Annotated in this window: 22 protein-coding genes; 15 read left to right on the top strand and 7 right to left on the bottom strand. The window is 59.8% G+C overall.

Going from position 1 to position 23,864, the window contains the following annotated elements; all coding sequences use genetic code 11:
• Nucleotides 1-2 precede the first annotated feature (2 nt).
• The gene (locus OOZ53_RS06440) at nucleotides 3-1,037 is read right to left on the bottom strand and encodes a LacI family DNA-binding transcriptional regulator (RefSeq protein WP_271088533.1); all 1,035 of its coding nucleotides are present in this window, start codon (nucleotides 1,035-1,037) and stop codon (nucleotides 3-5) included.
• Between the two features lie 212 nt (nucleotides 1,038-1,249).
• Here OOZ53_RS06440 and OOZ53_RS06435 point away from each other — a divergent pair, with 212 nt between their 5' ends.
• The 9 genes from OOZ53_RS06435 to OOZ53_RS06395 all read left to right on the top strand — a co-directional run bounded on the left by OOZ53_RS06435 (nucleotide 1,250) and on the right by OOZ53_RS06395 (nucleotide 10,579).
• Nucleotides 1,250-2,038 (top strand): SDR family oxidoreductase, encoded by a 789-nt coding sequence (locus OOZ53_RS06435; RefSeq protein WP_271088532.1) that lies wholly within the window; start codon nucleotides 1,250-1,252, stop codon nucleotides 2,036-2,038.
• A gap of 16 nt (nucleotides 2,039-2,054) precedes the next feature.
• Nucleotides 2,055-2,930 (top strand): MurR/RpiR family transcriptional regulator, encoded by an 876-nt coding sequence (locus OOZ53_RS06430; protein WP_271088531.1) that lies wholly within the window; start codon nucleotides 2,055-2,057, stop codon nucleotides 2,928-2,930.
• Between the two features lie 114 nt (nucleotides 2,931-3,044).
• Nucleotides 3,045-3,773, top strand: coding sequence for an SDR family NAD(P)-dependent oxidoreductase (locus tag OOZ53_RS06425; protein ID WP_271088530.1), 729 nt, complete (start codon nucleotides 3,045-3,047; stop codon nucleotides 3,771-3,773).
• Nucleotides 3,774-3,809: 36 nt separating this feature from the next.
• Nucleotides 3,810-4,979 (top strand): Gfo/Idh/MocA family protein, encoded by a 1,170-nt coding sequence (locus tag OOZ53_RS06420; protein ID WP_271088529.1) that lies wholly within the window; start codon nucleotides 3,810-3,812, stop codon nucleotides 4,977-4,979.
• A gap of 28 nt (nucleotides 4,980-5,007) precedes the next feature.
• Nucleotides 5,008-5,922, top strand: a complete 915-nt coding sequence (locus OOZ53_RS06415; protein WP_271088528.1) for a sugar phosphate isomerase/epimerase family protein — start codon at nucleotides 5,008-5,010, stop codon at nucleotides 5,920-5,922.
• A 55-nt stretch (nucleotides 5,923-5,977) separates the two neighbouring features.
• Entirely contained in the window at nucleotides 5,978-7,003 is a 1,026-nt protein-coding gene (locus tag OOZ53_RS06410; RefSeq protein WP_271088527.1) for an ABC transporter substrate-binding protein, read from the top strand.
• A gap of 92 nt (nucleotides 7,004-7,095) precedes the next feature.
• Nucleotides 7,096-8,631, top strand: coding sequence for a sugar ABC transporter ATP-binding protein (locus OOZ53_RS06405; RefSeq protein WP_271088526.1), 1,536 nt, complete (start codon nucleotides 7,096-7,098; stop codon nucleotides 8,629-8,631).
• Nucleotides 8,628-9,602, top strand: a complete 975-nt coding sequence (locus OOZ53_RS06400) for an ABC transporter permease (RefSeq protein ID WP_271088525.1) — start codon at nucleotides 8,628-8,630, stop codon at nucleotides 9,600-9,602. The genes OOZ53_RS06405 and OOZ53_RS06400 overlap by 4 nt, the downstream gene beginning before the upstream one ends.
• Nucleotides 9,599-10,579, top strand: coding sequence for an ABC transporter permease (locus OOZ53_RS06395; protein WP_271088524.1), 981 nt, complete (start codon nucleotides 9,599-9,601; stop codon nucleotides 10,577-10,579). The genes OOZ53_RS06400 and OOZ53_RS06395 overlap by 4 nt, the downstream gene beginning before the upstream one ends.
• Nucleotides 10,580-10,582: 3 nt before the next feature.
• Here OOZ53_RS06395 and OOZ53_RS06390 read toward each other — a convergent pair whose 3' ends face one another.
• Both OOZ53_RS06390 and OOZ53_RS06385 read right to left on the bottom strand, forming a co-directional pair.
• Complete coding sequence (locus OOZ53_RS06390; RefSeq protein WP_271088523.1) at nucleotides 10,583-11,680, bottom strand: hypothetical protein; 1,098 nt, start codon at nucleotides 11,678-11,680, stop codon at nucleotides 10,583-10,585.
• Nucleotides 11,677-12,699, bottom strand: a complete 1,023-nt coding sequence (locus OOZ53_RS06385; RefSeq protein ID WP_271088522.1) for a LacI family DNA-binding transcriptional regulator — start codon at nucleotides 12,697-12,699, stop codon at nucleotides 11,677-11,679. The genes OOZ53_RS06390 and OOZ53_RS06385 overlap by 4 nt, the downstream gene beginning before the upstream one ends.
• 198 nt (nucleotides 12,700-12,897) lie before the next feature.
• Between OOZ53_RS06385 and OOZ53_RS06380 the strand changes: the two genes are divergently transcribed.
• From OOZ53_RS06380 to OOZ53_RS06360, 5 genes are read left to right on the top strand one after another with little or no spacing between them, the layout of a single operon-like run.
• A complete protein-coding gene (locus OOZ53_RS06380) occupies nucleotides 12,898-13,977 on the top strand; it encodes a fatty acid desaturase family protein (RefSeq protein ID WP_271088521.1) in 1,080 nt (359 codons plus the stop codon).
• Between the two features lie 28 nt (nucleotides 13,978-14,005).
• A complete protein-coding gene (locus tag OOZ53_RS06375) occupies nucleotides 14,006-14,323 on the top strand; it encodes a MocE family 2Fe-2S type ferredoxin (protein ID WP_271088520.1) in 318 nt (105 codons plus the stop codon).
• 3 nt (nucleotides 14,324-14,326) lie between these two features.
• Nucleotides 14,327-15,547 (top strand): NAD(P)/FAD-dependent oxidoreductase, encoded by a 1,221-nt coding sequence (locus OOZ53_RS06370; RefSeq protein WP_271088519.1) that lies wholly within the window; start codon nucleotides 14,327-14,329, stop codon nucleotides 15,545-15,547.
• 51 nt (nucleotides 15,548-15,598) lie between these two features.
• The gene (locus OOZ53_RS06365) at nucleotides 15,599-16,675 is read left to right on the top strand and encodes a Gfo/Idh/MocA family protein (protein WP_271088518.1); all 1,077 of its coding nucleotides are present in this window, start codon (nucleotides 15,599-15,601) and stop codon (nucleotides 16,673-16,675) included.
• On the top strand, nucleotides 16,672-17,787 hold the full coding sequence (locus tag OOZ53_RS06360) for a Gfo/Idh/MocA family protein (RefSeq protein ID WP_271088517.1): 1,116 nt from the start codon (nucleotides 16,672-16,674) through the stop codon (nucleotides 17,785-17,787). The genes OOZ53_RS06365 and OOZ53_RS06360 overlap by 4 nt, the downstream gene beginning before the upstream one ends.
• Before the next feature lie 334 nt (nucleotides 17,788-18,121).
• Here the strand turns inward: OOZ53_RS06360 and OOZ53_RS06355 are convergent, their stop codons facing one another.
• On the bottom strand, nucleotides 18,122-19,090 hold the full coding sequence (locus OOZ53_RS06355; protein ID WP_271088516.1) for a hypothetical protein: 969 nt from the start codon (nucleotides 19,088-19,090) through the stop codon (nucleotides 18,122-18,124).
• Here OOZ53_RS06355 and OOZ53_RS06350 point away from each other — a divergent pair.
• Nucleotides 19,089-20,213 carry a hypothetical protein gene (locus OOZ53_RS06350; RefSeq protein ID WP_271088515.1) on the top strand — a complete coding sequence of 375 codons (1,125 nt, stop codon included), beginning with the start codon at nucleotides 19,089-19,091 and terminating at the stop codon, nucleotides 20,211-20,213. The two genes, OOZ53_RS06355 and OOZ53_RS06350, sit on opposite strands and share 2 nt — an antisense overlap.
• Before the next feature lie 7 nt (nucleotides 20,214-20,220).
• Here OOZ53_RS06350 and OOZ53_RS06345 read toward each other — a convergent pair whose 3' ends face one another.
• From OOZ53_RS06345 to OOZ53_RS06335, 3 genes are all read right to left on the bottom strand, one after another.
• Nucleotides 20,221-20,724, bottom strand: coding sequence for a hypothetical protein (locus OOZ53_RS06345; RefSeq protein ID WP_271088514.1), 504 nt, complete (start codon nucleotides 20,722-20,724; stop codon nucleotides 20,221-20,223).
• 489 nt (nucleotides 20,725-21,213) lie between these two features.
• The gene (locus OOZ53_RS06340) at nucleotides 21,214-22,803 is read right to left on the bottom strand and encodes an ATP-dependent DNA ligase (RefSeq protein WP_271088513.1); all 1,590 of its coding nucleotides are present in this window, start codon (nucleotides 22,801-22,803) and stop codon (nucleotides 21,214-21,216) included.
• Nucleotides 22,800-23,819: a ligase-associated DNA damage response exonuclease gene (locus tag OOZ53_RS06335; RefSeq protein WP_271088512.1), complete on the bottom strand. Its 1,020-nt coding sequence runs from the start codon at nucleotides 23,817-23,819 to the stop codon at nucleotides 22,800-22,802. The genes OOZ53_RS06340 and OOZ53_RS06335 overlap by 4 nt, the downstream gene beginning before the upstream one ends.
• Between the last annotated feature and the right edge of the window lie 45 nt (nucleotides 23,820-23,864).

Below are 23,864 nucleotides of genomic sequence, written 5' to 3'. Positions count from 1 at the left end.
GACTAACGCGCTGCCGGCGGCGCAGTGCTCTTGCGCACTTCAAGCCAAGGATCGAGCGGAGCCATCTCAAGATCCGGTTGATTTCCCTCGATGAGGTCGAGCAGGTGGCGCGCCGCGCATGAGCCCACGGCCCGCCGTGGCTGATGGACCGTGGTCAGGGCCGGAATGAAATGCGCGGCAATGTCGATATCGTCGAAACCGACGACCGAAACATCCTCCGGAACCCTGATCCCGGCCTCGTGCAGCGTCGAAATGAAGCCGAAGGCGCTGCGGTCGCTGGCGCAGAAGACAGCGGTCGGCCGTTCCGGCAGTTTCAGCCAGGCTTCGGCGGCTCCTTTTCCCGTCTCCAGTGAATAGTCGCCTGTAAAAACCCATGCCCCGGAAGGGGCGATCCCGGCGCCCGCAAGCACCCTACGAAAACCGTCCAGCCGGTCGCGGCCGGGCTTGTGCGTCAGCAGGCCGGTGACGTGGCCGATATTGGTGTGGCCGCACGCCAGAAGATGCGAGACGGCGAGGTCGGCGCCCATGAGATTGTCGACGATGGCGATGGGAACGGTCGGATCGTCGCTCCATTCGCCGGCCGTGACCACCGGCGGAAGGGCAAGGTTCGCCGCCCGCATCTCGGAAATCGAGATATCCCCATCGAGAATGACGATACCGTCGCAATTGTTCTGGCTGAAATAGCCCTGCAGCTTGGAGCGCGACATGGAGGGTTTGCGCGTATCGGCAATCAGCACCTTGATGTCCCGTTCGTCGCAGACGGTCTCGATGCCTTTCAGGATGTTCGAGAAGTGGGAATTGCCGATATCCGGGACCAGCGCGACGATGGTGCCGGTCTCCTGGCGCCGCAGGTTCCGCGCCGCATGGTTGATGACATAGCCCGTCTGTTTGACGGCCTCGGCGACACGCTTGCGGGCCTTCTCGGATACGCGTTCGGGAGCGGAAAGGGCGCGGCTCACCGTCGCCGTTGAAACATTGGCGGCGCGCGCGACGTCCTGAACGGTCGGGTTCTGTTTTTCGTGTTCGGGTTTTGACATGTACAGTTGCCCGTTAGGCCAGCATTTCTTGACGGCGGACGATAGATCATCCGGGGCGATTTTCGCAACGGACGTGGCTGATTCCACTGTTGTTTATAGCACCGGTTTGCTTTTGCCGGCAGGCGCGACTAGCCTTTCGGGCCGTGTGTCCGGTGCCTTCTGGCCAGGATCATCCGGGGCATGACGGCGTCCCGCCGGCACGGGAGAAGAGCGTGAAGATCGATCTTGAAGGCAAGGTCATTGTCATAACCGGCGCCGCGCAGGGGCTTGGCGCCGAGATCGCCAGAACCGCTGCCGGCGCGGGTGCGCAAGCCCTGTTCCTGACGGATCGGAACGCGCCTGCGGGCGAAGCGGTTGCGCAGGATCTGGCGGGGCAGGGACATAAGGCTGCGTTCTTCATGTCCGATCTGGCAGAGCCTTCCGCGCCGTCCGCGGTGATCGATGCGGCACTTGCGCGTTTCGGACGGATCGATTGCCTGGTCAATGCCGCCGGCATCACCGACCGTGCAACTGTTGCCGATGGCGAGGTGGAGACCTGGGACCGGCTCTATGCGGTCAATGCCCGTGCGCCTTTTTTCCTGATGCAGGGTGCGATCAATGACATGCTGCGGCGCGGCGCCGCCGGTGCGGTCCTCAACATCCTGTCGATGAACGCCCATTGCGGCGCCCCCGACCTGGCGATCTATGCGTCCACCAAGGGTGCGCTGGCGACACTGACCCGCAATGCCGCCAATGCACACCTGGCGGACCGCATCAGGGTTAACGGCATCAATGTGGGATGGTGCGATACGCCGGCCGAGCGGAAAATGCAGGCGGAGATTCTCGGCAATGGCGATCAATGGCTGGCCGCGGCGGCCTCGAATCTGCCGCTTGGGCGGCTCCTGCAGATGGACGAGGTGGCGCGTTTGGCCGTGTTCCTGCTCAGCGATGCCGCCGGATTGACGACCGGCGCGCTGATTGACATGGAACAGGCCGTGGTCGGGGCGCCGGCGGGAATATAGGTGCTTGAGGAAAGCAATGCCGAAAAAGAAAAGCGGAGACGAGGCGATTGCGCGCATCGAGGACTATGCCAGCCTTGTCGATAAGCTCGTCGAGCGCCAGGGAAGCCTCAGCAAGCGCCTGAACCAGGTCGCCCAGTTCTTTCTCAACAATCCCGAGGACGTCGCGATCTACAATATTGTCGGCCTGTCGAAAATGGCCGGGGTGCCGCCGGCAAACATCACGCGTTTTGCCAAGGAACTCGGTTTTTCGGGCTTTGCCGAACTGCAGGATGTCTTCCGCCAGCGCCTGGTCGGGCCAAGGATGACCTATTCGGATCGCATCAAGGCGCTCGGTGAATATGGTGACATGGACGCCGACAGCGGGCTCGACCTGGAACAGCCGCGCATCGTTTTCGGGACATTCGTGCAAACGGCGGTCGAGTCGTTGCTGCGCCTTCGCGATGATATCGACAATAGCGAACTCGAAGCATTCGTGGATGCGCTGCTGGAAGCCGATGCGGTCCACATCGCCGCGGCGCGCGGCGCCTACGGGATCGGTGCCTATTCCTTCTACGGCTTTTCCAATGTCGGAAAACGGGTGCACTTGATCGACAATCTGGGCGCCATGCGCAACGAGCAGATTGCCTCGATCGGCGAAAGCGACGTTCTGCTGGCGATCACCTTCGACGACTATACGCCTGAGACTGTCGAAATCGCCGAACGCGCGGCGGAAAGCGGGAGGCGAATCCTTGCCATTACCGATAATGAGCTCAGCCCGGTGGTCTCGCTTGCGGAACGCGTTCTCTACGTCAAGGAGGCGCGTCTCGGGCATTTCCGTTCTCAGGTACCCGCACTGGTGCTGTGCCAGTCGATCATCGTCAGTCTCGGCCGCAGGATCGAACGGCGCACATAGTCGGGCAGCGTGCGTGCTGCAAGATTGGTCACAAATTTTCATAAACTTGATTTTGAAAATATCCTTGCAATCGAAAATGGGCCGTGGAACATTGTCCCAGGGAGGACAGTGTCGATGGATCCGCATCGCACTTTCGATTTTTCCGGCAGACAGGTTCTCGTCGTCGGCGCCAGCCGCGGCGGCATCGGTTCTGCCATTGCATCGGCTTTCAAGGCTGCGGACGCGCATGTCCGCATAACCGGTGTCGAAGCCGAGCCGATCGAGGCCGATCGCGACCGCCATCCCTATGTCCAGCTTGACGTCACGGACCCGCAATCCATCGAAGCCCTGACCAGGGCGACGCCGCAACTCGATATCCTGGTCAATTGCGCGGCGATCACGGCGCGCGGCGAGGAGATGCAGCCGGATTTCTTCGAAAAGGTCGTCAAGGTCAATCTGCACGGCACCTTCCGCGTCGCATCGGCCTTCCTGCAGGCGCTGAAGCAGAGCAAGGGCTGTGTGATCAACATTGCCTCCATGTACAGCGCTTTCGGCAGCCCGAAAAACCCGGCCTACGGCGCCAGCAAGGCGGCGGTCCAGCAGTTGACGCGCTCGCTGGCGATCGCCTGGGCAGAGCACGGGATCCGGGTCAATTCGGTGTCGCCCGGCTTCATCGTGACGGAACAGTCGGCGAGGAGTCGCTCCGATCCGAACCACGTCGCCGCGGTCAATGAACGCACGCCCATGGGGCGCTGGGGCCAGCCCGAAGACATCGCCGGCCCCGTGCTTTTCCTGGCTTCTCCGGCAGCGGCTTTCATGACCGGAGCATCGATAAATGTTGACGGCGGATATTCCGTTGCGTGAAACTCAAGTGAAAAGGCTTAGGGGGCATACATCCGAATGAGCACGTCGCAGCCATTCAATCCGGGTGACTTTGGTGCTGCCGTCATCGGTACCGGCTTCATCGGCACGGTTCATGCCGAGGCCCTGCGCCGTCTCGGCGTCAAGGTTACGGGCCTTTTGGGCAGCAGCCCGGAAAGAGCGGCCGAGCGTGCGCGGCAGATCGGTGTCGAAAAGGCCTATGAAAGCCTCGATCAGCTGCTCGATGACCCTGCGGTCAATGTCGTTCATGTGACATCGCCCAACCGCTTTCACTTCGAACAGGTCAAACAGATCCTGGCCGCCGGCCGGCACGTCGTTTGCGAAAAACCGCTTGCCGTCTCGTCGCAGGAATCGGCGGAGCTGGTGAAGCTGGCCGCAGACAGCGGCCTGATCGCCGCCGTCAATTACAACATCCGCTTCTATCCGCTGAACCAGCATGCGCACCGGATGGTCCGGGATGGCGGTCTCGGTGAGATCAGGCTGATCAGCGGGCACTATCTTCAGGACTGGCTGCTTCATGACACCGACTGGAACTGGCGTCTCGATCCGAAGGAGGGCGGCGCCCTGCGGGCGGTCGGCGACATCGGCACGCACTGGATCGATCTGACGAATTTCATCTCCGGCCAGAAGGTGACCAGCGTCTTCGCCGAACTCTCGACCTTCATCAAGACCCGCCAGCAACCCGTTGGTCCTGTTGAGACTTTTTCACAAGGAGGCGGCGGGGAAACGGTCGAGCGACAGATCGAGACCGACGACACGGCGCTCATCCTGCTGCGCTATGCCAACGGCGCGCGCGGTTCGCTCACGGTCAGCCAGGTGAGCGCCGGGCGCAAGAACAGCCTGCAATGGGAAATCGACGGCTCGCAGTCGGCCGCGAGCTGGCACTCCGAGACGCCCGACCATCTGTGGATCGGTCACCGCGGAAAGCCCAATGAAATCCTGCAGCGCGACGCATCGCTGATGAACGCGACCGGTGCCGCCGCCGCCGGCCTGCCGGGCGGGCATGTGGAGGGCTTTGCCGACACATTCTACGCCCTGTACCGCAACGTCTACGGAGCCGTGGCCGCCGGCGGGCCGCCGGACGAACCGCTCTATGCAACGTTCGAGGACGGACACGAGGAAATGCTGATCTGCGATGCTGTGCTGCGCAGCGCAAAGGAAGGCTGCTGGGTCGAGATCGGATCATGATGACGCCGCGACAACAGGGAGAGGCTGCATGAAGCTCGGATTACTGACGGCACCATTTCCGGAAACGCCGCTGATGGAGGTGGCGGACTGGTCGGTGTCCAACGGCTTCGAGATGCTGGAAATCGCCTGCTGGCCGGTCTCCAAGGGGCCGACCCGCCGCTATGCCGGCACGACCCATATCGACGTTGCATCGATCGACAAGGCGCAGGCGCAGGACATCCGGGCCGAAATCGAGGGCAAGGGCCTCGAAGTCTCGGCCCTCGGTTATTATCCCAATCCGCTGCATCCCGACCGCGATCATCGCGACACGGTCATTGCCCATCTCAAACAGGTGATCGTGGCTGCCGGCTGGATGGGGTTGCCGGTGGTCAACACGTTCTGCGGCGGTGACGCCTCAAAGCATGTGGACGACAACTGGGACGATGCCCTTCAAGTGTGGCCCGATATCGTTGCCCATGCCCGCGACAACGGTGTCAAAATCGCCTTTGAGAACTGCCCGATGATCTTCAGCTACGACGAGTGGCCGGGCGGGCACAACATCGCCTATTCGCCCTATGTCTGGCGCCGTATCCTGGAAGCCTGGGGCGATGATGTCGGCATGAACTACGATCCGAGCCACCTCGTGTGGCAGATGATCGACCAGACGACCTTCATCGGTGAATTCGGCCCGCACATGCTGCACGCCCATGCCAAGGATCTGATGATCGACCATGAGGGCCTCTATGAGCGCGGCATCCTATCGGCCGGCATGGGCTGGCAGGTCCCGCGCTTGCCCGGCCTCGGCGATGTCGATTGGAGCGAGATCTTCTCGGGCCTCTACAGGGCCGGTTATGACGGGCCGATGGTCATCGAACACGAGGACCGCAATTTCGAAGGAACGGACGAATTGGTCAAAAGGGGTTTTCTGCTCGCGCGCGACGTCCTGCGCCCCTACGTCAAATAACAAGAACAGCGTGAGCAAAAGCGCATATGCAGCTTTAACAAGGAGGAAATGCACAATGAAACGACTGCTATCCGGAGTACTGCTCGGTGCCTTTGTGGCCGGCATGTCCAGCACGGCCCTGGCCAGCGACTACACGATCGGTGTTTCCAACACCGTACAGGGCAATGGCTGGCGCGAGGAAATGGTGTGCGCGATGAAGGCGCAGGCAAAAGCGTCCGGCAAGGTCAAATCGCTCAACATTGCCCACCGCAATACGGACGCGGCCGGTCAGCTTGAGGACATCCGCAACCTGATCGAGGCGGGCGTCGATGCGATCGTGGTCAATCCGGCGAACCCGGAAGGCATCAATTCCGCGATCAAGGAAGCCACCGACAAGGGCATTGTCGTTGTTGCCGTCGACCAGGCGGTGACCGAGCCCTCGGCCTACGTTCTGTCGAACAACCAGGAAGAATACGCCTATCTCGGCGCCAAGTGGCTGTTCGAGGAAATCGGCGGCAAGGGCAGTGTTGTCTATATGCGCGGTGCCGCCGGTGCTGCGGCGGACGATGACCGCGACAAGGGCTTCAAGCGGGCACTGGCGGAATATCCGGACGTGAAGGTCGCGCATGAGGTCTTCACCGGCTGGCAGCAGGATCAGGGCAAGCAGCAGATCCTGGACTACATCGCCACCGGCATTCCGTTTGACGGCGTGTGGACCTCCGGCATCGACAATGTGATCGTTGATGCGTTTGTGGAGTCCGACGTGCCGCTTGTGCCGATCGTCGGGGCCGACAATGCCGGCTTCGTCGGCCAGCTCAACTCCGTCGACGGCCTTGTCGGAGCGGCGGTGACCAATCCGGGTTCCGTTGGCGGCGCTGGCGTGACCCTGGCGATCCAGTTGCTCGATGGCGACAAGCCCGATGCGCAGACCGTGCTGGTCGATCCGCAGCTCTGGGAAAACAAGACCGAGGAAGGCAAGGCGCAACTGGCAGCCGCAGCCGATCCGTCGCTCGATCCCGAGTGGCCGGTGAGCATCATGATTCCCGGCTGGACCACCTACAGCAAGGAAGACATCATCGCTTGCAAGGGACCGGGTGAGTAAAACCCGGCTCCTCCACCGGCGGCGGCGCTATCGGTCCTCCCGGGCGTCGCCGCGCCAATCCTTTCTCCGTTAGCCTCACGAGGGACACCGGCATGGCGACTGAGCCGCTTCTGGAAGCCTCCGGCGTCGTCAAGAGTTTCGGCGCCGTACTGGCGTTGCGGAACGCATCGCTGGAGGTTGCGCCGGGCGAAGTCGTCGCGCTGATGGGGGCGAACGGCGCCGGCAAATCAACGCTGGTCAAGATCCTTACCGGAGCGATCCGGCCCGACGCGGGACAGATCCGGATCAAGGGCAGGGACCACCGGGTCCATTCGCCCGCGCAGGCCAGGCAGACGGGGCTCGTCCCGGTCTACCAGGAACCCTCGCTGATCCCGGACCTGGATGTCGCAGCAAATCTGCGCCTCAGCAACACGCCGGTCGAACCTTTTCTCAAATGGGTCGAGGAGCTGGGCATTGCCGGCCTGCATCTGGACGAACCGGTTCTGCGCCTGCCGCTTGCGACACTGCGTATCCTCGATTTGGCGCGCGCACTCGCCAGCGAACCGGATGTGCTTTTGCTCGACGAGATGACCGCGGCCCTGCCGACCGATCTGGTCGAGCGCGTTCTCAAAGTGGTGCGCCAACAGTGCGAGCTGGACCGTTCGGTGATCTATATCTCCCACCGGTTTTCTGAAATTTCCAGCCTTTGCGATCGCGCGACCGTTTTGCGTGACGGCGAAACCGTTGGCACGGTTGAGGTCGGGCCCGGTTCCGAGGAGCGCATTGTCGAGATGATGCTCGGCGCGCCGGTGAAATCGGCCGAAGAGATCGTCCGCGCGACCGGTTCGGCCCTGCCGGTCCAGACGCAAGAGACACCGCGTCTTCGGGTCCGCAATCTGTCGTCCGGAACCAAGCTTTCCGACGTTTCTTTCGAAATGCGTGCCGGCGAGGTGCTCGGTGTCGTCGCGCTTGAAGGGCAGGGGCAGGACGAGCTCTTCGAGGTGCTGGCGGGTTTCGAGCGCCCCTCCGGCGGGCATATTGAGATCGACGGCAGGGATGTGCGGTTTCATCACCCCGCAGACGCGATCGCCGCCGGGCATGTCTATGTGCCGGGCGATCGCGCGGACGCGTTGCTCATGCAGCGTTCGGTGCGCGAGAACATCGCGCTGCCCTTCTATGCGCGGCCCTTCCGCTGGGGCAATATCAATATGGGCAAGGAAAAAAGCCGCGTCGGCGCCGCGATCGAACGCCTGCAGATCGACACCCGCGCGCAAGGCGAAGTGCAGCGCCTGTCAGGTGGAAACCAGCAGAAGGTGACCATTGCCCGCTGGATCGCGGCGGGCGTGCGCACGCTCTTGTGTTTCGATCCGACACGCGGCATCGACATTCGCACCAAGCGCGAAATCTATCCACTGCTGCGCGAACTGGCCGATCAGGGCTCGTCGGTCCTGCTCTACACCTCGGAACTGGAAGAGGTGCAGCTTGCCTGCGACCGCGCCGTCGTCATCTTCAACGGGCGCGTCGTCGATGTGATCGATGCGCATGATGCGGACGAGCCGACCCTCATGCGCGCCGCCTACGGCCTGACAGCCGGTGACGCCAATGCCAAGGCGCCGACCGGTGAAGCTGCGGAGGCATCGCCGTCGTGATCCGTTTCCTGCGCAGTCACTATTGGATAACCGGCCTTTTCGCGATCCTTGCCCTGCTGTTGGTCATTACAAAGATCATCCAGCCGGAATACGGCGCTTCGGGCATCGATTCCCTGGCCCGCGCCGCGCTGCCCTTCGCCTTTGCCGCGGCCGCGCAAACGGTGGTGGTGATCGCCGGCGGCATCGATCTTTCGATCGCTTCCATGATGGCGGTGACGAGTGTGACGGCCGCCGTCATGATGGACGGCGCCAGCGAGGAATACGCCATATTCGTAGTGATCTTCGTCCTGTGCCTCGGCGCTCTGATGGGCACAATCAACGGGCTCTTGATCGTTCTGACGCGCGTTCCGGATATCGTCGTCACGCTTGCCATGCTCTTCGTCTGGGAAGGCGTCGCGCTGATGATCCTCAAGGCGCCGGGCGGCGCCGCCGCCGAATGGCTCAAGGGGTTGCTCGTCGGCTCGCTCTCGATACCGGGCATACCGGACGCCGTCACGGTCTGGTTTCCCAAATCGCTGATTCTTCTTGCCGTCTGCCTGATGGCGGTGTGGATTCCGTTCCGCCGCTCGCGTTTCGGACTGTCCGTCTATGCGATCGGCAGCAACAGCCTCGCGGCGTTCCGCACCGGTGTCTCCGTTAATCGGGTCAAGGTCGGCGCCTACGCCATGGCCGGGCTTTTCGCTGCCATGGGCGGTCTTGTCCTGACCATGAGCACCGGCATCGGCGCACCGATCCCCGGTCCGTATCTGCTGGCGAGCGTTGCCGCCGTGGTTCTCGGCGGCGTTGTTCTCGGAGGCGGTCGCGGTGGCCTGCTCGGGCCGATTGTCGCGGTCTTTATCCTGCGCCTCGTGCGCACCGACCTGACATTCCTCGCCGTCGATCCGAACATCACCACCATTGTTGAGGGCACCATCATGGTCGTTGTCGTGATGATCGGCGGCCTGCTTGCCGTGAGGGGACGACGATCATGACCATGCCGGCGCAGGACGATCTCAGCATTGCCAAGCGTATCCGGCGCTTTCTGCGCGACCATCCGCTAGTGCCGCTGGTGGTGCTGCTGATCGCGCTCGTCGTCATCCTTGAGCTCATGCGCCCCGGCATCTTCAACGAGCGCTGGATCGGCAACACCATCAAATTCGCCATTCCGCTCGCCATGCTGGCCGCCTGCCAGACACTGACCATGCTGACAGGGGGCATCGATCTTTCCGTCGGCATTGCCGCGACCATCAGCGCCTTTGTGGTGGCGACACAGGTGGCGATCCTCGGAACGCCCGGCGCCATCGCGGTGTCGCTGATACCGGCCATTCTGATCGGCATTGCCAACGGCATCGGGGTCGGCCTGTTCCGCGTCCATCCGCTGATCATGACTCTCGGCACCGGGTTGATCGGCACGGGCTGCCTGCAGGTTTATCAGCGCACGGTCATTGCGACCGGCTCCAGCGTGCCGGATATACTGGCCTGGCTGGGCACGGGAAGGACCTTTGGTGCGCCCAATTCGCTGCTGGTCTTCGTGCCGATGGCGGCGCTCATCATCTATGCGCTGCGTCGCACCGGGTTCGGCAGGCTGCTCTATGCGCTCGGGGAGAACGAGGACGCTGCGCGCCTTGCCGGCGTGCGCTCCTGGCAGGTCATCCTCGCGCTTTACGCCTTGTCCGGCCTGATCGCAGGCATCACCGGGCTGATCTATGTCGGCCTCATCAAGGCGCCGTCGCTGTCGCTGGCCGTGCCGCTTCTCTTGCCGTCGGTCGCCGCTGCCGTCATTGGCGGAACCTCGATCTTCGGCGGGCGCGGTACCTATTCCGGCACCATCGTCGGCGCGCTGATCCTTACCGTGCTCACCACCATGCTGACGGTGCTGCAGATGCCGGAGGGGTCACGGCGGATCCTGTTCGGCCTGATCATCCTCGCCGTGACGGCCGTCTATGTGCGCATCACCGAGGATTCGTGAGGATCACAATCCGAAATGCGTGCCGTCGAAGGGCAGGGTGAGACTGTCACCGCCCGTATCGGTCATCATCAGTTCCGATCGCCTGACCCGAATGTCGGCAATCTCGGTCCAGCCCGCGGGCGCGGGAACGGCGCCGAAGCCGTAACGGAATTCCGTCTCTGCCCCCTCCTTGAGAACGAGCCCCGTCGCCAGCCCCTCGGATGACAGCGCGCCTGTGCTCTCGAAGTGCCGCGAAGCGTGGCAACCGGTCGCGGTCTCCTCTATACCGAGCACGTATGTATGCCGGCTCAGCCACGGTGCGTAGCTTCGTCCGCCATTGCTCATCCACAGCGTCGTCTCCGGCAGCCGGCGCGCATCCTTGACGGCGAAGAACAGGAATCCGTCCTTCTTGGCCAGCGCTGCGGACCATCCGATATCGCCATCCGCCTCGGCCATCACGAGCGTATCCTCATGGCCGCTGTCGAAAGGATAGCCGGCTGCGTCGACGGTTTTGCCGCCGGCCGTTTTGATCTGCGCCAGCGTGTTTATCCGCTGCGGATAGGAAAGCACAGAGCGGCCGCGCTCCGGATCCGACTCCGGCGCATTGTTGGGAGTCACGCAGAAGCGCTTGGGCGAAAAACTCAGCCGGGCGCCACCCGGCACGCGGATCATGGCGTGGTGCCCGACCGGCAAATGTCCCTGACCGCCGCGAAAGCGATGACATTGATAAAGAAATGGATGGCCGGGGCGCAGCGTGAGGTCTTTTGTGACGCTTGCGCCAGCGACATGCTCCTGCAGGCGATAGCTTGCCGTCAGCGAACCGTCCGCCCCATTTTCAGTGCCTGCTGGGAGCCAGGTGCCGTTTGCCGTCCAGCCATGGATCGGCGTGCCGGGCTGCTTGCCGAAGGGCGCGCAGAAGAAATCGCCGGCGAGGCTCCTCTCCACAAGGTCGATCGAATCCGGCAGGTCTTCTCCGGCATCCACCCAGGGTGCCTTGTGCAGGGGACGCAGGGCCGGCGTGCCATCGGACGGTTCGATGACCATCGCTTCGATCCGTCCGCCGATCGGATCGAAATCGATCGAGATTCCGTCGACCGCATGATGAATAAGACCGTCCTTCATGGTTCGACCGGTATGTTCTCGGGGAAGATCGCCTGGATGCGAATGGCCGGCAGGCGGTCCGGCGGCAATCCGTTCCGCGCTGCGACGAGACGCTCGATGGCCTGCTCGGCCATTACCGACGTGTCCTCATCAATGACCGCGTCCATGATGCCCTCCGTGAGATAGCCGCGCGTATCGTCCGAAAGGCCATGCGCCAGGAAAACAACGGAACCCGCGTGGCCGCTGTCTATCAAGGCGCGGGCAACGCCCGGCTGGCCCGCGCCAATGCAATATATGGCATCGAGATCCGGGTGTTCCTTCACGATGGCGGCGGTTTCGCGATAGGCCGTGTCCACGTCCTCGTGGACCTCACGCTCCGCGACAATTGTCAGACCGCTGAACCGCTCGCGCAACACACTGCGAAAGCCCATTTCCCGTTCTTCATGGCCGTGATAGGCGCGCGCGCCGAGGATCAGGGCAGCTTTCGCCTTCTCCTTGCACAACAGTCGTCCCGTCAGATGGCCGGCCAGCCGTCCCGCCGCACGATTGTCGACACCGACATAAAAGGCGCGCGGAACGTTCCTGATATCGGAGGCGATCGTTGCAATCGAAATGCCGCGTTCGCAAAGCCGGCGCACCGTCGCACGCACCCGGTGATGATCGAGCGCGATCAGCCCGACCGCATTGCTGGTTTCGCCGAGCCGGTCGAGCATGGCGGCGACGCCCTCGGCGCCGATATCCGCCAGGCGGTGGATGGTCACGCGCACATCCTCGCGGCGGCGGGCGCAGGCTTCGATATCCGCGATGAGTTGCGACATGAACGCGTTTCGGCTGTCGGGAATGACAAAATCAAGGGCGATTGCGTTGGCTCGCACCGGGTGGTCCGGGCTCTCGCCGGCAAGCGCCGCGGCAACAGACAGGACATGCCGCCGCGTGTGCTCCTGCACGCCGGACCGGTTGTTGATCACCCGGTCGACGGTTGCCTTGGAGACGCCGGCCTTCTCCGAAATCTCCCTCAGCCTCGGGCGACGAACTGTCAAACCGAATACCTCCGCTTTTTCTCGAATGTTGTTCTAGCGCATAAGTGTGGACGTGATAACCTCAAAATGAGGCTATTTGCACAATTCTCGCAATTTGGAGATCAAATTGATGGAATATTGGCGGGATGCTTCTTGACACGCATGGAAATCACTCCTTAGCTGCGCCGATAGGTATCAAATTGAGGCGACTTAGGCACCATGGAACCGACGCCGCGCGATTACAGCCTTGTGGGACGCGACAGCGAACTGGCCGAGAAAAACGGCCTGGCCTCGGCAAAATGGTATGCCTGCTCCATCGACCGCAAGACGATGAAGAGCCTGATGCGCCGGTCCGACGGGCCGGCGCTGCGCGACACGGCGATCTGGATTTCCGCGCTGGTATTATCGGGTGCGGGCGGTGTCTATTTCTGGGGCACCTGGTGGTGCGTGCCGTTCTTTCTCGTCTACGGCGTACTTTACGGCTCGTCCTCAGACAGTCGCTGGCACGAGAGCGGCCACGGCACGGCCTTCCGCACCCGATGGATGAATGACGTGCTCTATTATGTGGCGAGCTTCATGATTTTCCGCGAGCCGACGATCTGGCGCTGGTCCCACACGCGTCACCATACCGATACGATCATTGTCGGCCGAGACCCTGAAATCGCGGCGCCACGCCCGCCTGATATAACGGCGCTGCTGCTCAACCTCTTCGCCATCCGCAGCAGCTTCTACACGATCAGGGCATTGCTCATGCATGCCGTGGGTCGAATGAGCGATGAGGAAAAGACATTCGTTCCGGAGATGGAGCGCTGGAAAGTCTATCTTGTCGCCCGCATCTATCTGGCAATCCTCGCCGCCGTCGCGTTCGCCTGTTTCATCATGCAGTCGATCTTGCCGGCAATGCTGATCGGCCTGCCGACCATCTATGGTGGGTTCATGACGGTCTATTTCGGTGTCACGCAGCATGCCGGGCTCGCCGAGGACGTGCTCGACCACCGGCTGAATTCGCGCACCATCTACATGAACCCGCTCTTCCGGTTCCTCTACTGGAACATGAACTACCATATCGAGCATCACATGTTTCCGATGGTGCCCTATCACGCACTGCCGCGGCTCCATGAACACATCAAGGACGATTGCCCGGAGCCTTATCCGAGCACCATCGCCGCCTACCGGGAGATCATTCCGACGCTTTTGCGACAGGTGCGCGATCCGTCCCATTTCGTCGAAAGGGTTTTGCCGGAGGGCGCCAAATCCGTGCCGTACAATCACGGCACGCAATTCAAACCGGCCGAGTAAACAGGCCGGGCCACGGAGGGAGGCTGCATTGGAGGAGGGTTGGATCGACGCCTGCGCGATCGACGACATCGAGGAGGAGGATGTCATCGGTTTTGAACATGGCGGCCACGCCTATGCGCTCTATCGCACGCTGGACGACCGGTTTTTCTGCACGGACGGTCTGTGCACCCATGAGCAGGTGCATCTTTGCGACGGGCTGGTGATGGACACCATCATCGAGTGCCCGAAACACAATGGCCGTTTCGATTTCACCAACGGCAAGGCAAAGGGTGCCCCCGTCTGTGTCGATCTGAAAACCTACGAGACCGAGGTGCGGGACGGTCGCTTGTTCATCAAGGCGGGCTGAGCGATGGCACGGCCGGCAATGATCATCGTCGGGTCCGGGGAGGCGGGCGGTTGCGCCGCTGTGGCTTTGCGCGAAGCAGGTTGGGAGGGGCCGATCACGCTCTATGGCGAAGAGCGGCACGGTCCTTATGAACGGCCGCCCCTGTCGAAGGAACTGCTGACGGAGAAAGAGCCTCCGAAACCGCGACCGAGTGCCGAAGCCGGGCGCTTCGATGAACTCGGCATATCCCACCGGCCGAACAGCCGGGTCATCGATATCGATCCGGCCGGTAAGGAAATCAGCCTGCACTCCGGCCAAACGGCGCACTACGAAAAACTGCTCCTGGCGACCGGCGCCCGGGCGCGGCTGATGAGTGTTCCGGGCAGCGAATATGCGCTGACGCTCCGTTCATTCGAGGACGCCTGGGCGCTTCGGCACCTGTTCGGCGCCGGCGGTCATGCCGTCATCATCGGCGGCGGTTTTATCGGGCTCGAACTCGCAGCGAGCGCCATCAAGCTGGGTGGCCGCGTCACGCTGCTGGAAAATCAGGAGCGGTTGCTGTCGCGTGCGGTTCCGGCGGAACTGGCGCAGCGCCTCCATGAGGAACATGTCTGCCGTGGCGTGCGCTTCCATTTCGGTGCTTCGGTCAGCCGCGTCGAACGGCGGGCCGTCATTCTGGAGAATGGTGAGCGGATCGCCGGTGATGTCGTCATTTGCGGCATCGGTGCCGAGCCGGAAACGGCTCTGGCGCGCAAGGCCGGTCTGCGCGCTCAGAATGGCATCGTCACGGATGACAGGCTCTGCACGTCGAATCCCGCGATTTATGCCTGCGGCGACTGTGCGGCGAGCGTCCATCCGCAATTCAGCGATCAGCCGATGCGTTTCGAAAGCTGGCAGATCGCCCGCGAACAGGGCGCGCTGGCGGGACGCAACATGGCGGGCGCAAACGAACGGCAATCCATCGTGCCGTGGTTCTGGTCGCAGCAATACGATCTTCATCTGCAGATTGCCGGTCTGCCCGACCTCGGCAAATCAACCGTGGTGCGGCCTTTGTCTGATGATGCGGTTCTGCAATTCTATATCGACGGCGGCGGCCGGCTTGTCGGCGCCGCGGCGCTGGGCCAACTGTCGGATGTCGCGCGGGACATGCGGATCGCGCAAATGCTCATTGCAAGGAAAGCAACGCCGGATCCGGCGGTGCTGGCGGCAACAGAGCGGCGTCTCAAGACACTTCTGGCCGCTTAGGGAGCCGCAGGGAAATCGAAATGAGGTGGCGAAGGCCACCGGGGAGGAACAATGGCAAAGTGGCGTGTCGCGGGCATCAATTTCGACCACATGCATATGGGCGATCTGCTGCGCCAGGTCTTCGACCATCCGGATGCGGAAATCGTCGGCATTTACGACAAATCGCGCGAGCGCATGGCACAGGCCATTGCCGATTTTTCGATCCCTGACGAGCGGGTTTTCACCGATCTCGATGCCTGCGTCGAAACGTCGAAACCCGATCTGGCGATCCTCTGCGCCGCAACGGCCGAACATGCCGACCATGTTGAGCAGCTCGCAAGGCACAAAGTCCACATCATGGTGGAGAAACCCTTCGCGGCGTCGGTCGCCGACGCCCGCCGCATGCTTGCCGCCATGGACGGAACGGGCAGGAAGATGGCGATCAACTGGCCGCTGGCCTGGGTCGAGAGCCACGTCACCTGCAAACGGTTGATCGACGAGGGTGTCATCGGCGATCTGATCGAAGTGCATTTTTATGACGGCAATCGCGGGCCGCTCTACCATCTTGCCGACAAGGTTGAGGTCAGCGCCGAGGAGGTGGAACGGCAAAAGCCGACCTCCTGGTGGTACAAGCGCGCTTCGGGCGGCGGCAGCCTGCTGGACTATCTCGGCTATGGTGCGACGCTCGGCACCTGGTTCCAGAACGGCCGGATCCCGATCGAGGTCACATCGGTGGTTGACGAGACGCCCGGCATCGAGGTCGATCAGCATTCCGTCACGGTCTGCCGCTATGCGCACGGCCTTTCCAAGATGGAGACGCGCTGGGGCACCTTCAGCGATCCCTGGACCATCCAGCCGCAGCCGAAATGCGGTTTCGTGGTTGTCGGAACCGAGGGCACGATCGCCAGCTACGACTATGAAGACCATGTCACCGTCCAGACCCGCGACAAGCCGGAGCCGACGCCGATTGCGGTCGACGCGTTGCCGCCAGGCCGGCGCGGGCCGATCGAATATGTGCTCGGCTGCATCGAGCGCGACGAACCGATCGGCGGACCGCTCGATCCTGCGCTTTGCCTCGATGCGCAGCGCATCGTCGATACGGCCGCGCTTTCAGCACAACAAAAGCGCACATTGGAGCTGGTTCCGTGACAGATGAAAAGCCGGACACCGACACCTATGCTCTGACGGCAGCCGAAACGGCACGGGTCGATGCGCCGCAACTCAAATACCGTCCGCCACAGCCGCTAAACTACCGTCCGCGAATAGCACTCGTGGGCGCGGGCGGAATTTCGGCGGCCCATCTCGACGCCTACCGGACCGCCGGCCTCGATATTGCGGTCATTTGCAGCCAAACGCTGGCCAACGCGGTTTCACGGCGCGACGAATTCTTTCCGCAGGCCATCGCCACCGACAATTACGACGAGGTCCTGAAAGATTCGGCCATCGAGGTCGTCGACATCACCACGCATCCTGCCGAGCGTGTCGCGCTCATTGAGGCTGCGCTGAAGGCCGGAAAGCATGTGTTATCCCAGAAGCCCTTTGTCCTTGATCTCGACACAGGCGAAAGGCTGGTGCAACTGGCGGGTGAGAATGGCGTCTTTCTTGCCGTCAACCAGAACGGCCGTTGGGCGCCGCATCTTTCCTATATGCGCGAGGCAGTGAAGACGGGACTCATCGGCGATCTGATCAGCTGCCATATCGCCATCCACTGGGATCACGGCTGGATCAGGGGAACCGCCTTCGAGAAAATCGAGGACCTTGTCTTCTATGATTTTGCCATCCACTGGTTCGACTTCCTGGCGAGCATTGCCGGGGACCGGGCGCGCTCCGTCTTTGCCATGAAGGCGCGGGCGAGGGGGCAGGAGGTCGCACCGCCGCTGCTGGCGCAGTGCCTTGTGCAACTGGACGGCGGGCAGGCCTCTTTGGTCTTCGATGCCGCCACGCGCTTCGGTCCGCAGGATGCGACCTATATTGCCGGTACCAAAGGCAGCCTATCAAGCGCCGGCCCTGATCTCGGCCGGCAGCGTGTGACCCTGACGACCGGGGCAGGTCGGGCAGAGCCGGAGCTTGAAGGGCAATGGTTCAATGACGGTTTCCGCGGCGCCATGGGCGAGTTGCTCTGCGCCATCGAGGAAGGACGCGCACCGCTCAACGCGGCCTCCGGGAACCTCAAAAGCCTTGAGCTTGCCTTCAGCGCGATCGAGTCCGCGCGCACCGGAAGACTTGTAGAGGTCTCGACCGTCCGCCGCCTTCCGGGCTGAACGGAGCGGAGGGGCTGAGCGCCCAGCTTTCGTAAGGTGGAAGCTCACTGGAAGATTTTCGAAGAAGGGGGACACTGGCTTTGTGTTGGGCGTACGCCAGTTTTCGCAAGGCGCCTGAGGGGGCAATGTTGAGAAAACGGGTAGCATCCGAATTGCCAGTATGCCTGTCCACGGCAAGTGCAAGGAGCAGCAAATCCTAATCGTAAACCAAATTTCAATTGGAGTATTTGCTAACACTGAAATTTGGTAATTTTTGACGAAATTGTTCCTACAATGTAAATATATTAAATGTCTAAAATAAGCAATATTCTTCCAAAATATAAATCGAATTCACTTATTGACAAGCATCCACAGAAAATTCCAAAAAATTACTGGAGTCAAGCGCGTGCAGTGTTTTGAACAAAGCCGCAGATTGATATGCGCTTACGTAATCGATTTGATTGAATTGCGTACTAGCGACCAACAAATTTACTGTACTTAAATCCTGCATCAAAGTTTTGTCCAGAGAAGAAAATTCCGTCAATTTTGTCGAACCGAGTTTCTGCGAATAGGCTTCCACACGGACTACTTGTGTTTTCTGGTCAGAAAGCTGGCGCCAATAAAAGCGCAACGGCACGCCAGCGATTTCTACTTCGGTAGAACTTCTTACAAGATATGTCGTGATGTTAGACATCGAGTCAGTGTTAACATATGAATCCCATTCTGCAGTTAGTCCACCTATCACACCGTCGGTGAGCTTATTCACCTCGTTTCTGATCTGCAACTCCAGGTGATCTGGAAGCGGTGTAACTTCTGCAAAGTCCATACCAAATAGTAAAAATGGAAGTTCGTTTTCGAGAAACTCGCGCGCTATCCAGGATCCGGTGCGCCCAACTGGCACCAGCCCCATATTGCTCAGTAGTTCGGTTCCTAGATCTGATCTGTCTGACGGAATTGAATAAGCTAGGTTGGCTTCTCTAAGCGTAAATTTCGACAGTGGACAAACCAGTTCCGCATGCATGTCGTAGTTATATCGAACTCCCTTGTACAAAAGGAAAACGGACCCACTCGAATACTCCAACTGCAGCTCTCGCGAATTCAACCGGAACTTGCTATCTCCATCTTCAAGTACAAAGGTCGTAGTTCCATCAAAAAAAACGCCGCCACCGATACGGTGCTCCCCGCTATTGATGATTCTTGCTACCTTGTGAGCAGATTGAGGGTTCGCAACAGCAGAAATTGTGGTAGTTGTTCGCACCGCGTTGGCCAAAGAGGCAAAGATGCAGAACATGAACAAATAGGTAAAAAAAGGTAGGTATTTCATGTTCTTATATCACGCCTTTCCCCGCCCTCCAGCGGAACGCAAGTTAAAAAAGTATGACATTGATGTCGCAAAGTCAACTTTAAGTAGTATTGTGGAATTTGGGCTGCTTTGTACGCCAGAATATTTGGAAATTTATCCTGATCCCAACACGGAGTACGCGAAAAAACGAGTTCTCCTTTACACTGGTGAACCTGAAATCAAGCATATGCAATCTAGGGTGTGCTTTACACTTTGTTCCCCAAGTGAGCTCTATGAACCAACAGTTAGAGGGCTTACGCCGGCAGCTGCGGGTCCCAGGTATCAACCGGGAGCGCTTAGATCGCATTCGGACTTGTTTGGCCCTTTCGCCTTAGCAATTGATCCAATATCCGCACGTAGAATTGGAATCGTGCCGACCTCCTATTATTCACCAAATGACATATTCGGTGACAGTTTTTCAGCTGAACATGGTAGTATTCCAGGTCTTAATTTTCAAATTATTTCCCGCCTGAAGGAAATAAGAGAAATACTTATTGTCCTATCGTATATCGAAAGCGGAATAAAGAAAGACAATTATAAATTTCCAGAATATTCTGAACTTAAAGAAATTGATTTTGCTTTAAAATATAATGAAGATATATTAGAGCATATAACCTTAATGAGCAATGAAAAAAAGAAAGAATTATTTGGTTTATTCAATCTAGACCGTGAGCCAGGTTTCAATCTAGTCGGATTTGTAAATATGATGCTCAATCTCTTCCAACAGACTGACTCTTCAATAAATGAAGATATATTAGCGTTCTTCCATCAAAGAGAATTTCGGCTTATTCACCACATGCGTCAAGGTGCGATTTGGTATAGCCTTGGCAATCATCCAGAATTTTTGAATCCGTTGGCGAGTGAGAAATCCGACGAAATATCTTCACTCAAAGATGCTATAGTTCTGGGTAGAAAACGCCCGCCAAGAGATGAGTATTTTCAGCATTGTTGGCTACTTGAATCTGTCGATGGTTGGCATATTCGCAACTACATAGACCACGTCATTGCGCCAAGAAGTGAAAAAGAGTGGGTACGTTCAGAGTTTCTGAAGTTTGACGTTGAAGTGAATGTCTTCGAAGCCGAACAATTTGGGTACTTAAATTAGGCAGTGGTCATTCACCGTATAGAATGTGGAAAAGGAAAAGTGCCATAAAGCCTAAAACAAATGTAGCGTACATGGCGGACCAGAGTGTTGATACACGTATGCTAGATAGCCGCGATTTCTGATATTTATCGGTTTTTGACTGATCAATACGTCTTATAATATCGTTACCTATGCTGGAAAGGACATCCCTAGCCACACTGGCTTTGATTCTTTCGCGGGTTATCAGAGAAGCATGTTTTTGGGCAATCAGGAAAAATAAACATGCCAGCAACAAACCAGTTGCGGACGAAACCACAAGCATCGTAGGGCTAAACAGGTTGCTTCCAGTAAATGCAAATAATGAACCGAGGACAGCTACTGCCAGTCGATGTGTCCCAGTTCTCTCACCATCATAGTGTCGGATAGTCTGCACCGCGTCGAAGTAGTATTTAAGAGCGGTGTCCCGTTCGTCACTTAGAGATGCATTGATTTGATCATTCTGCGATTCATGCTCTATCGGTGTCTTGTTCATGTGTATATCTTCGTCGACTAGTAATACAGTGACTTAAACGCGCGCAATTAGTTCCTTTATTCACCCTATGCGGCGGATATTAACATCCAAAGCGATCCGTTTATGTGGCTCCAATGAACAGGTCGTGTCGCGCGGCTTTGATAATAAAGGGATATATGATGGAGGAGGTGTGCCCGTCGAGGGTTTTTTTAGATTGATGCCACCGACTTGATGGCGCGTCTAAGTAAATGCAGATTTGTTTGAATCGCCTGCGGTTGAGGTTGTAAAGCATCATCGGTATCTAGAAGGGGCCGATCGCGAGAAATACACAAAGGCAGACAGTATAACATTAACACTGATATTGCATCTCGCAGACCATGCACCATGGTGCCGCGAAATCCATCTAGGAATGCAGCTTGAGTTGAACTCGATGTTTCATGCCGGTGCCCTGGTGTATCAAATTGAAGCCATAGGTGACGGAAACTTCAATCGGTGATCCCCAACCGATTATCAAGCCGAAGCGTTCAAAAATCCGAACAGCTCTTCGATGGTCCCGGCCTCGACCGCCGGTTTGTCGCGGCGCCAGCGCCGCATGCGCGGGAAGCGCAGCGCGATGCCGGATTTGTGCCGCTTGCTTTTCTGAATGCCCTCGAAGGCGATCTCGAACACCAGTTCCGGCGTCACGCGCCGCACAGGCCCGAAATGCTCCAGCGTGTTGCGCCGCACCCAGTTGGTTATCTCGTTGAATTCCGCGTCCGTCAGGCCCGAATAGGCCTTGGTGAAGGGAACCAGTTCGCCGTCCTTCCAGACCGCAAAGGTGAAATCCGTATAGAGGTTGGCCCGCCTGCCATGGCCGCGCTGGGCATAGATCATAACCGCATCGACAGTCATCGGATCGACCTTCCACTTGAACCAGTCGCCCTTGCGCCGCCCGGTGTGATAAACGCTGTTCTTGCGCTTCAGCATCAGGCCTTCGCTGGCATGGGCGCGCGACTGCTCGCGTTCTGCCGCCAGCGCCGGCCAGTCGTCGAAAGCCAGCATCGGCGACAGGTGCAGCGCAGGCGAGGCAGCCTCTTCGACAATCTCTTCAAGGCGCGCACGCCGCGTCTCGAAGGGAATTTCGCGAATGTCCACGCCCCGGTCCTCCATGACATCATAGGCCATGAGGATGACCGGAGCGTCCTGAAGCAGCTTCTTGCCGACCGTCTTGCGCCCGATACGGGTCTGCAGGGACTGGAAATCCATGGGCCGCCCGTCGCGCCAGGGCAGGATTTCGCCGTCAAGCACCGTGCCGTTGGGCAGATGCTCCGCGAGCACATGGAATTCCGGGAACCGGTCCGTCACGAGTTCCTCGCCGCGTGACCAGACGAACACCTCGCCATTGCGGACGATCACCTGCCCGCGAATGCCGTCCCATTTGCGTTCCGCCAGCCAGTCGCCGGGCTCGGCCAGCTCATCGACATCCTCTTCCACGGCATAGGCCAGGCAGAACGGATAGGGCCGTGAGTGATCGTCATTGACGTCGCCTGACAGGATCAGGTCGCTGAAGGAAGTGGATTGCGGCGTCCAGTCGCCCATCAGCCTGTGCGCGATGACGGCCTCGTCGATCCCGGTCGCCTTTGACAGGGCGCGCGACATGAGTTTTTGCGACACGCCGACGCGAAAGCCGCCGGTGATCAGCTTGTTGAACAGGAAGCATTCGACACGGTCCAGCCGGCGCCAGGCGTCAGTTACGGCCGTCTTCCGTTCTTCCTCTTCGACATCACGCAACCCGATGATCAGATCGATCCATTCGGTCAGCGGAACGTCTGCGGCGTCGCAGTGTTCCGGCAGGACAAGCGAAATGGTCTCAGCGAGATCGCCGACAACCGGATAGGCTTCCTCGAAGAGCCAAAGCGGAATGCCGGCCGCCTCGGCCGCCCATTCGCGCAGCATCGTCGTGTTGACCGTCCGGCGCGGCCGGCGGTGCGACAGCAGCGCAATCGTCCACAGCTTGTCGTCATCGCTGGCGGCGGTGAAAAACTCAGACAGGGCGGCTACCTTGACGGTTGTCTTTGTCGTCCGGTCAAGCGCCGTGAAAAGCTCCGCGAAATCTCTCATGCGGATGCCCCTTCGCCCTCGGCGGGTTCTTCCAGGTCGTCGCCGCGGAACTCGGTCTCGACAATGCGCGCGTGGTATCCGCGCTCTTCAAGCCAGCGCCGGAAAATCTCCGTATAACCGTGCGTGACATAAGTGTTTTCTGCGCCCGTGGCTGCGATCGCCTCGTTCAGCTCCGTCCAGTCGCAGTGATCGGAAAGCACGAAGCCGCGGTCGACGGCGCGCCGCCGCCGCACGCCGCGCATGGCCATCCAGCCGGAGGCAAATCCGGTTGATGCTTTCGGAAACCGGCGCATCCAGTTCGAGCCAAGCGCTCCGGGCGGAGCGATGATGAGGGCGCACCCATAGTCGCCCTTGGATTGTTCGTCCGTCACCAGCGTCGTATCCGGCAGGGAAAGGCCCTGCGCCCTCAAGACGGCATTGGTGTTTTCCACCGCGCCGTGGGTGTAGATCGGCCCGATGCCTTCATCGATACCTGCGAGCAGGCGCTGTGCCTTGCCCAGCGAATAGGCACCGAGGACGCTTGTGCGTCCGGCCTCGGCATTCTCGCGCCACCAGTCGTTGATTTCAGCGAGCACATCTTCCTGAGGCCGCCATTTGAACACCGGAAGGCCGAAGGTGCATTCGCTGATGAAAGTGTGGCAGCGGATCGGTTCGAACGGCTCCGACAGATTGTCCGGCCGCACTTTGTAGTCGCCGGAAACGACCCAGACTTCACCCTTGTATTCCATCCTGATCTGCGCGGAGCCGGGGATGTGGCCGGCCGGATGAAACGAAATGTCCACGCCGTTGATCGTCCGGGTTTCACCGAAGCTGACGGTCTCCAACGCGATGTCGCCAAGCCGCAGGCGGATGACCGGGGCGGCGGCCTCGGTACAGAGATAGGTCCCGTGGCCGGGCCGTGCGTGATCCGCGTGCCCGTGCGTGATCAGAGCCCTTTCGACCGGCTTCCACGGGTCGATATAGACATCCGCCTGGCGGCAGAAGATGCCGCGATCCGTGAATTCCAGCAATGCCATGTGCGAAAGCGGTGCTCCGGCCAAAAAACTGCAACTGCCAGAAAA

Source organism: Allohoeflea poritis (assembly GCF_027889715.1).
Taxonomy (GTDB): Bacteria; Pseudomonadota; Alphaproteobacteria; order Rhizobiales; family Rhizobiaceae; genus Hoeflea_A; species Hoeflea_A poritis.
Note: the sequence above shows the minus strand (reverse complement) of the source record. Positions and strands in the feature narration are given on the sequence as shown.

Bases quoted from the DNA above. Each gene is read 5' to 3' on its own strand.
- OOZ53_RS06440 (WP_271088533.1), bottom strand. From the start codon at position 1,037: ATGTCAAAACCCGAACACGAAAAACAGAACCCGACCGTTCAGGACGTC.
- OOZ53_RS06390 (WP_271088523.1), bottom strand. From the start codon at position 11,680: ATGAAGGACGGTCTTATTCATCATGCGGTCGACGGAATCTCGATCGAT.
- OOZ53_RS06370 (WP_271088519.1), top strand. From the start codon at position 14,327: ATGGCACGGCCGGCAATGATCATCGTCGGGTCCGGGGAGGCGGGCGGT.
- OOZ53_RS06410 (WP_271088527.1), top strand. From the start codon at position 5,978: ATGAAACGACTGCTATCCGGAGTACTGCTCGGTGCCTTTGTGGCCGGC.
- OOZ53_RS06350 (WP_271088515.1), top strand. From the start codon at position 19,089: ATGTTCTTATATCACGCCTTTCCCCGCCCTCCAGCGGAACGCAAGTTA.
- OOZ53_RS06345 (WP_271088514.1), bottom strand. From the start codon at position 20,724: ATGAACAAGACACCGATAGAGCATGAATCGCAGAATGATCAAATCAAT.
- OOZ53_RS06415 (WP_271088528.1), top strand. From the start codon at position 5,008: ATGAAGCTCGGATTACTGACGGCACCATTTCCGGAAACGCCGCTGATG.
- OOZ53_RS06340 (WP_271088513.1), bottom strand. From the start codon at position 22,803: ATGAGAGATTTCGCGGAGCTTTTCACGGCGCTTGACCGGACGACAAAG.
- OOZ53_RS06335 (WP_271088512.1), bottom strand. From the start codon at position 23,819: ATGGCATTGCTGGAATTCACGGATCGCGGCATCTTCTGCCGCCAGGCG.
- OOZ53_RS06430 (WP_271088531.1), top strand. From the start codon at position 2,055: ATGCCGAAAAAGAAAAGCGGAGACGAGGCGATTGCGCGCATCGAGGAC.
- OOZ53_RS06425 (WP_271088530.1), top strand. From the start codon at position 3,045: ATGGATCCGCATCGCACTTTCGATTTTTCCGGCAGACAGGTTCTCGTC.
- OOZ53_RS06365 (WP_271088518.1), top strand. From the start codon at position 15,599: ATGGCAAAGTGGCGTGTCGCGGGCATCAATTTCGACCACATGCATATG.
- OOZ53_RS06355 (WP_271088516.1), bottom strand. From the start codon at position 19,090: ATGAAATACCTACCTTTTTTTACCTATTTGTTCATGTTCTGCATCTTT.
- OOZ53_RS06380 (WP_271088521.1), top strand. From the start codon at position 12,898: ATGGAACCGACGCCGCGCGATTACAGCCTTGTGGGACGCGACAGCGAA.
- OOZ53_RS06420 (WP_271088529.1), top strand. From the start codon at position 3,810: ATGAGCACGTCGCAGCCATTCAATCCGGGTGACTTTGGTGCTGCCGTC.
- OOZ53_RS06395 (WP_271088524.1), top strand. From the start codon at position 9,599: ATGACCATGCCGGCGCAGGACGATCTCAGCATTGCCAAGCGTATCCGG.
- OOZ53_RS06405 (WP_271088526.1), top strand. From the start codon at position 7,096: ATGGCGACTGAGCCGCTTCTGGAAGCCTCCGGCGTCGTCAAGAGTTTC.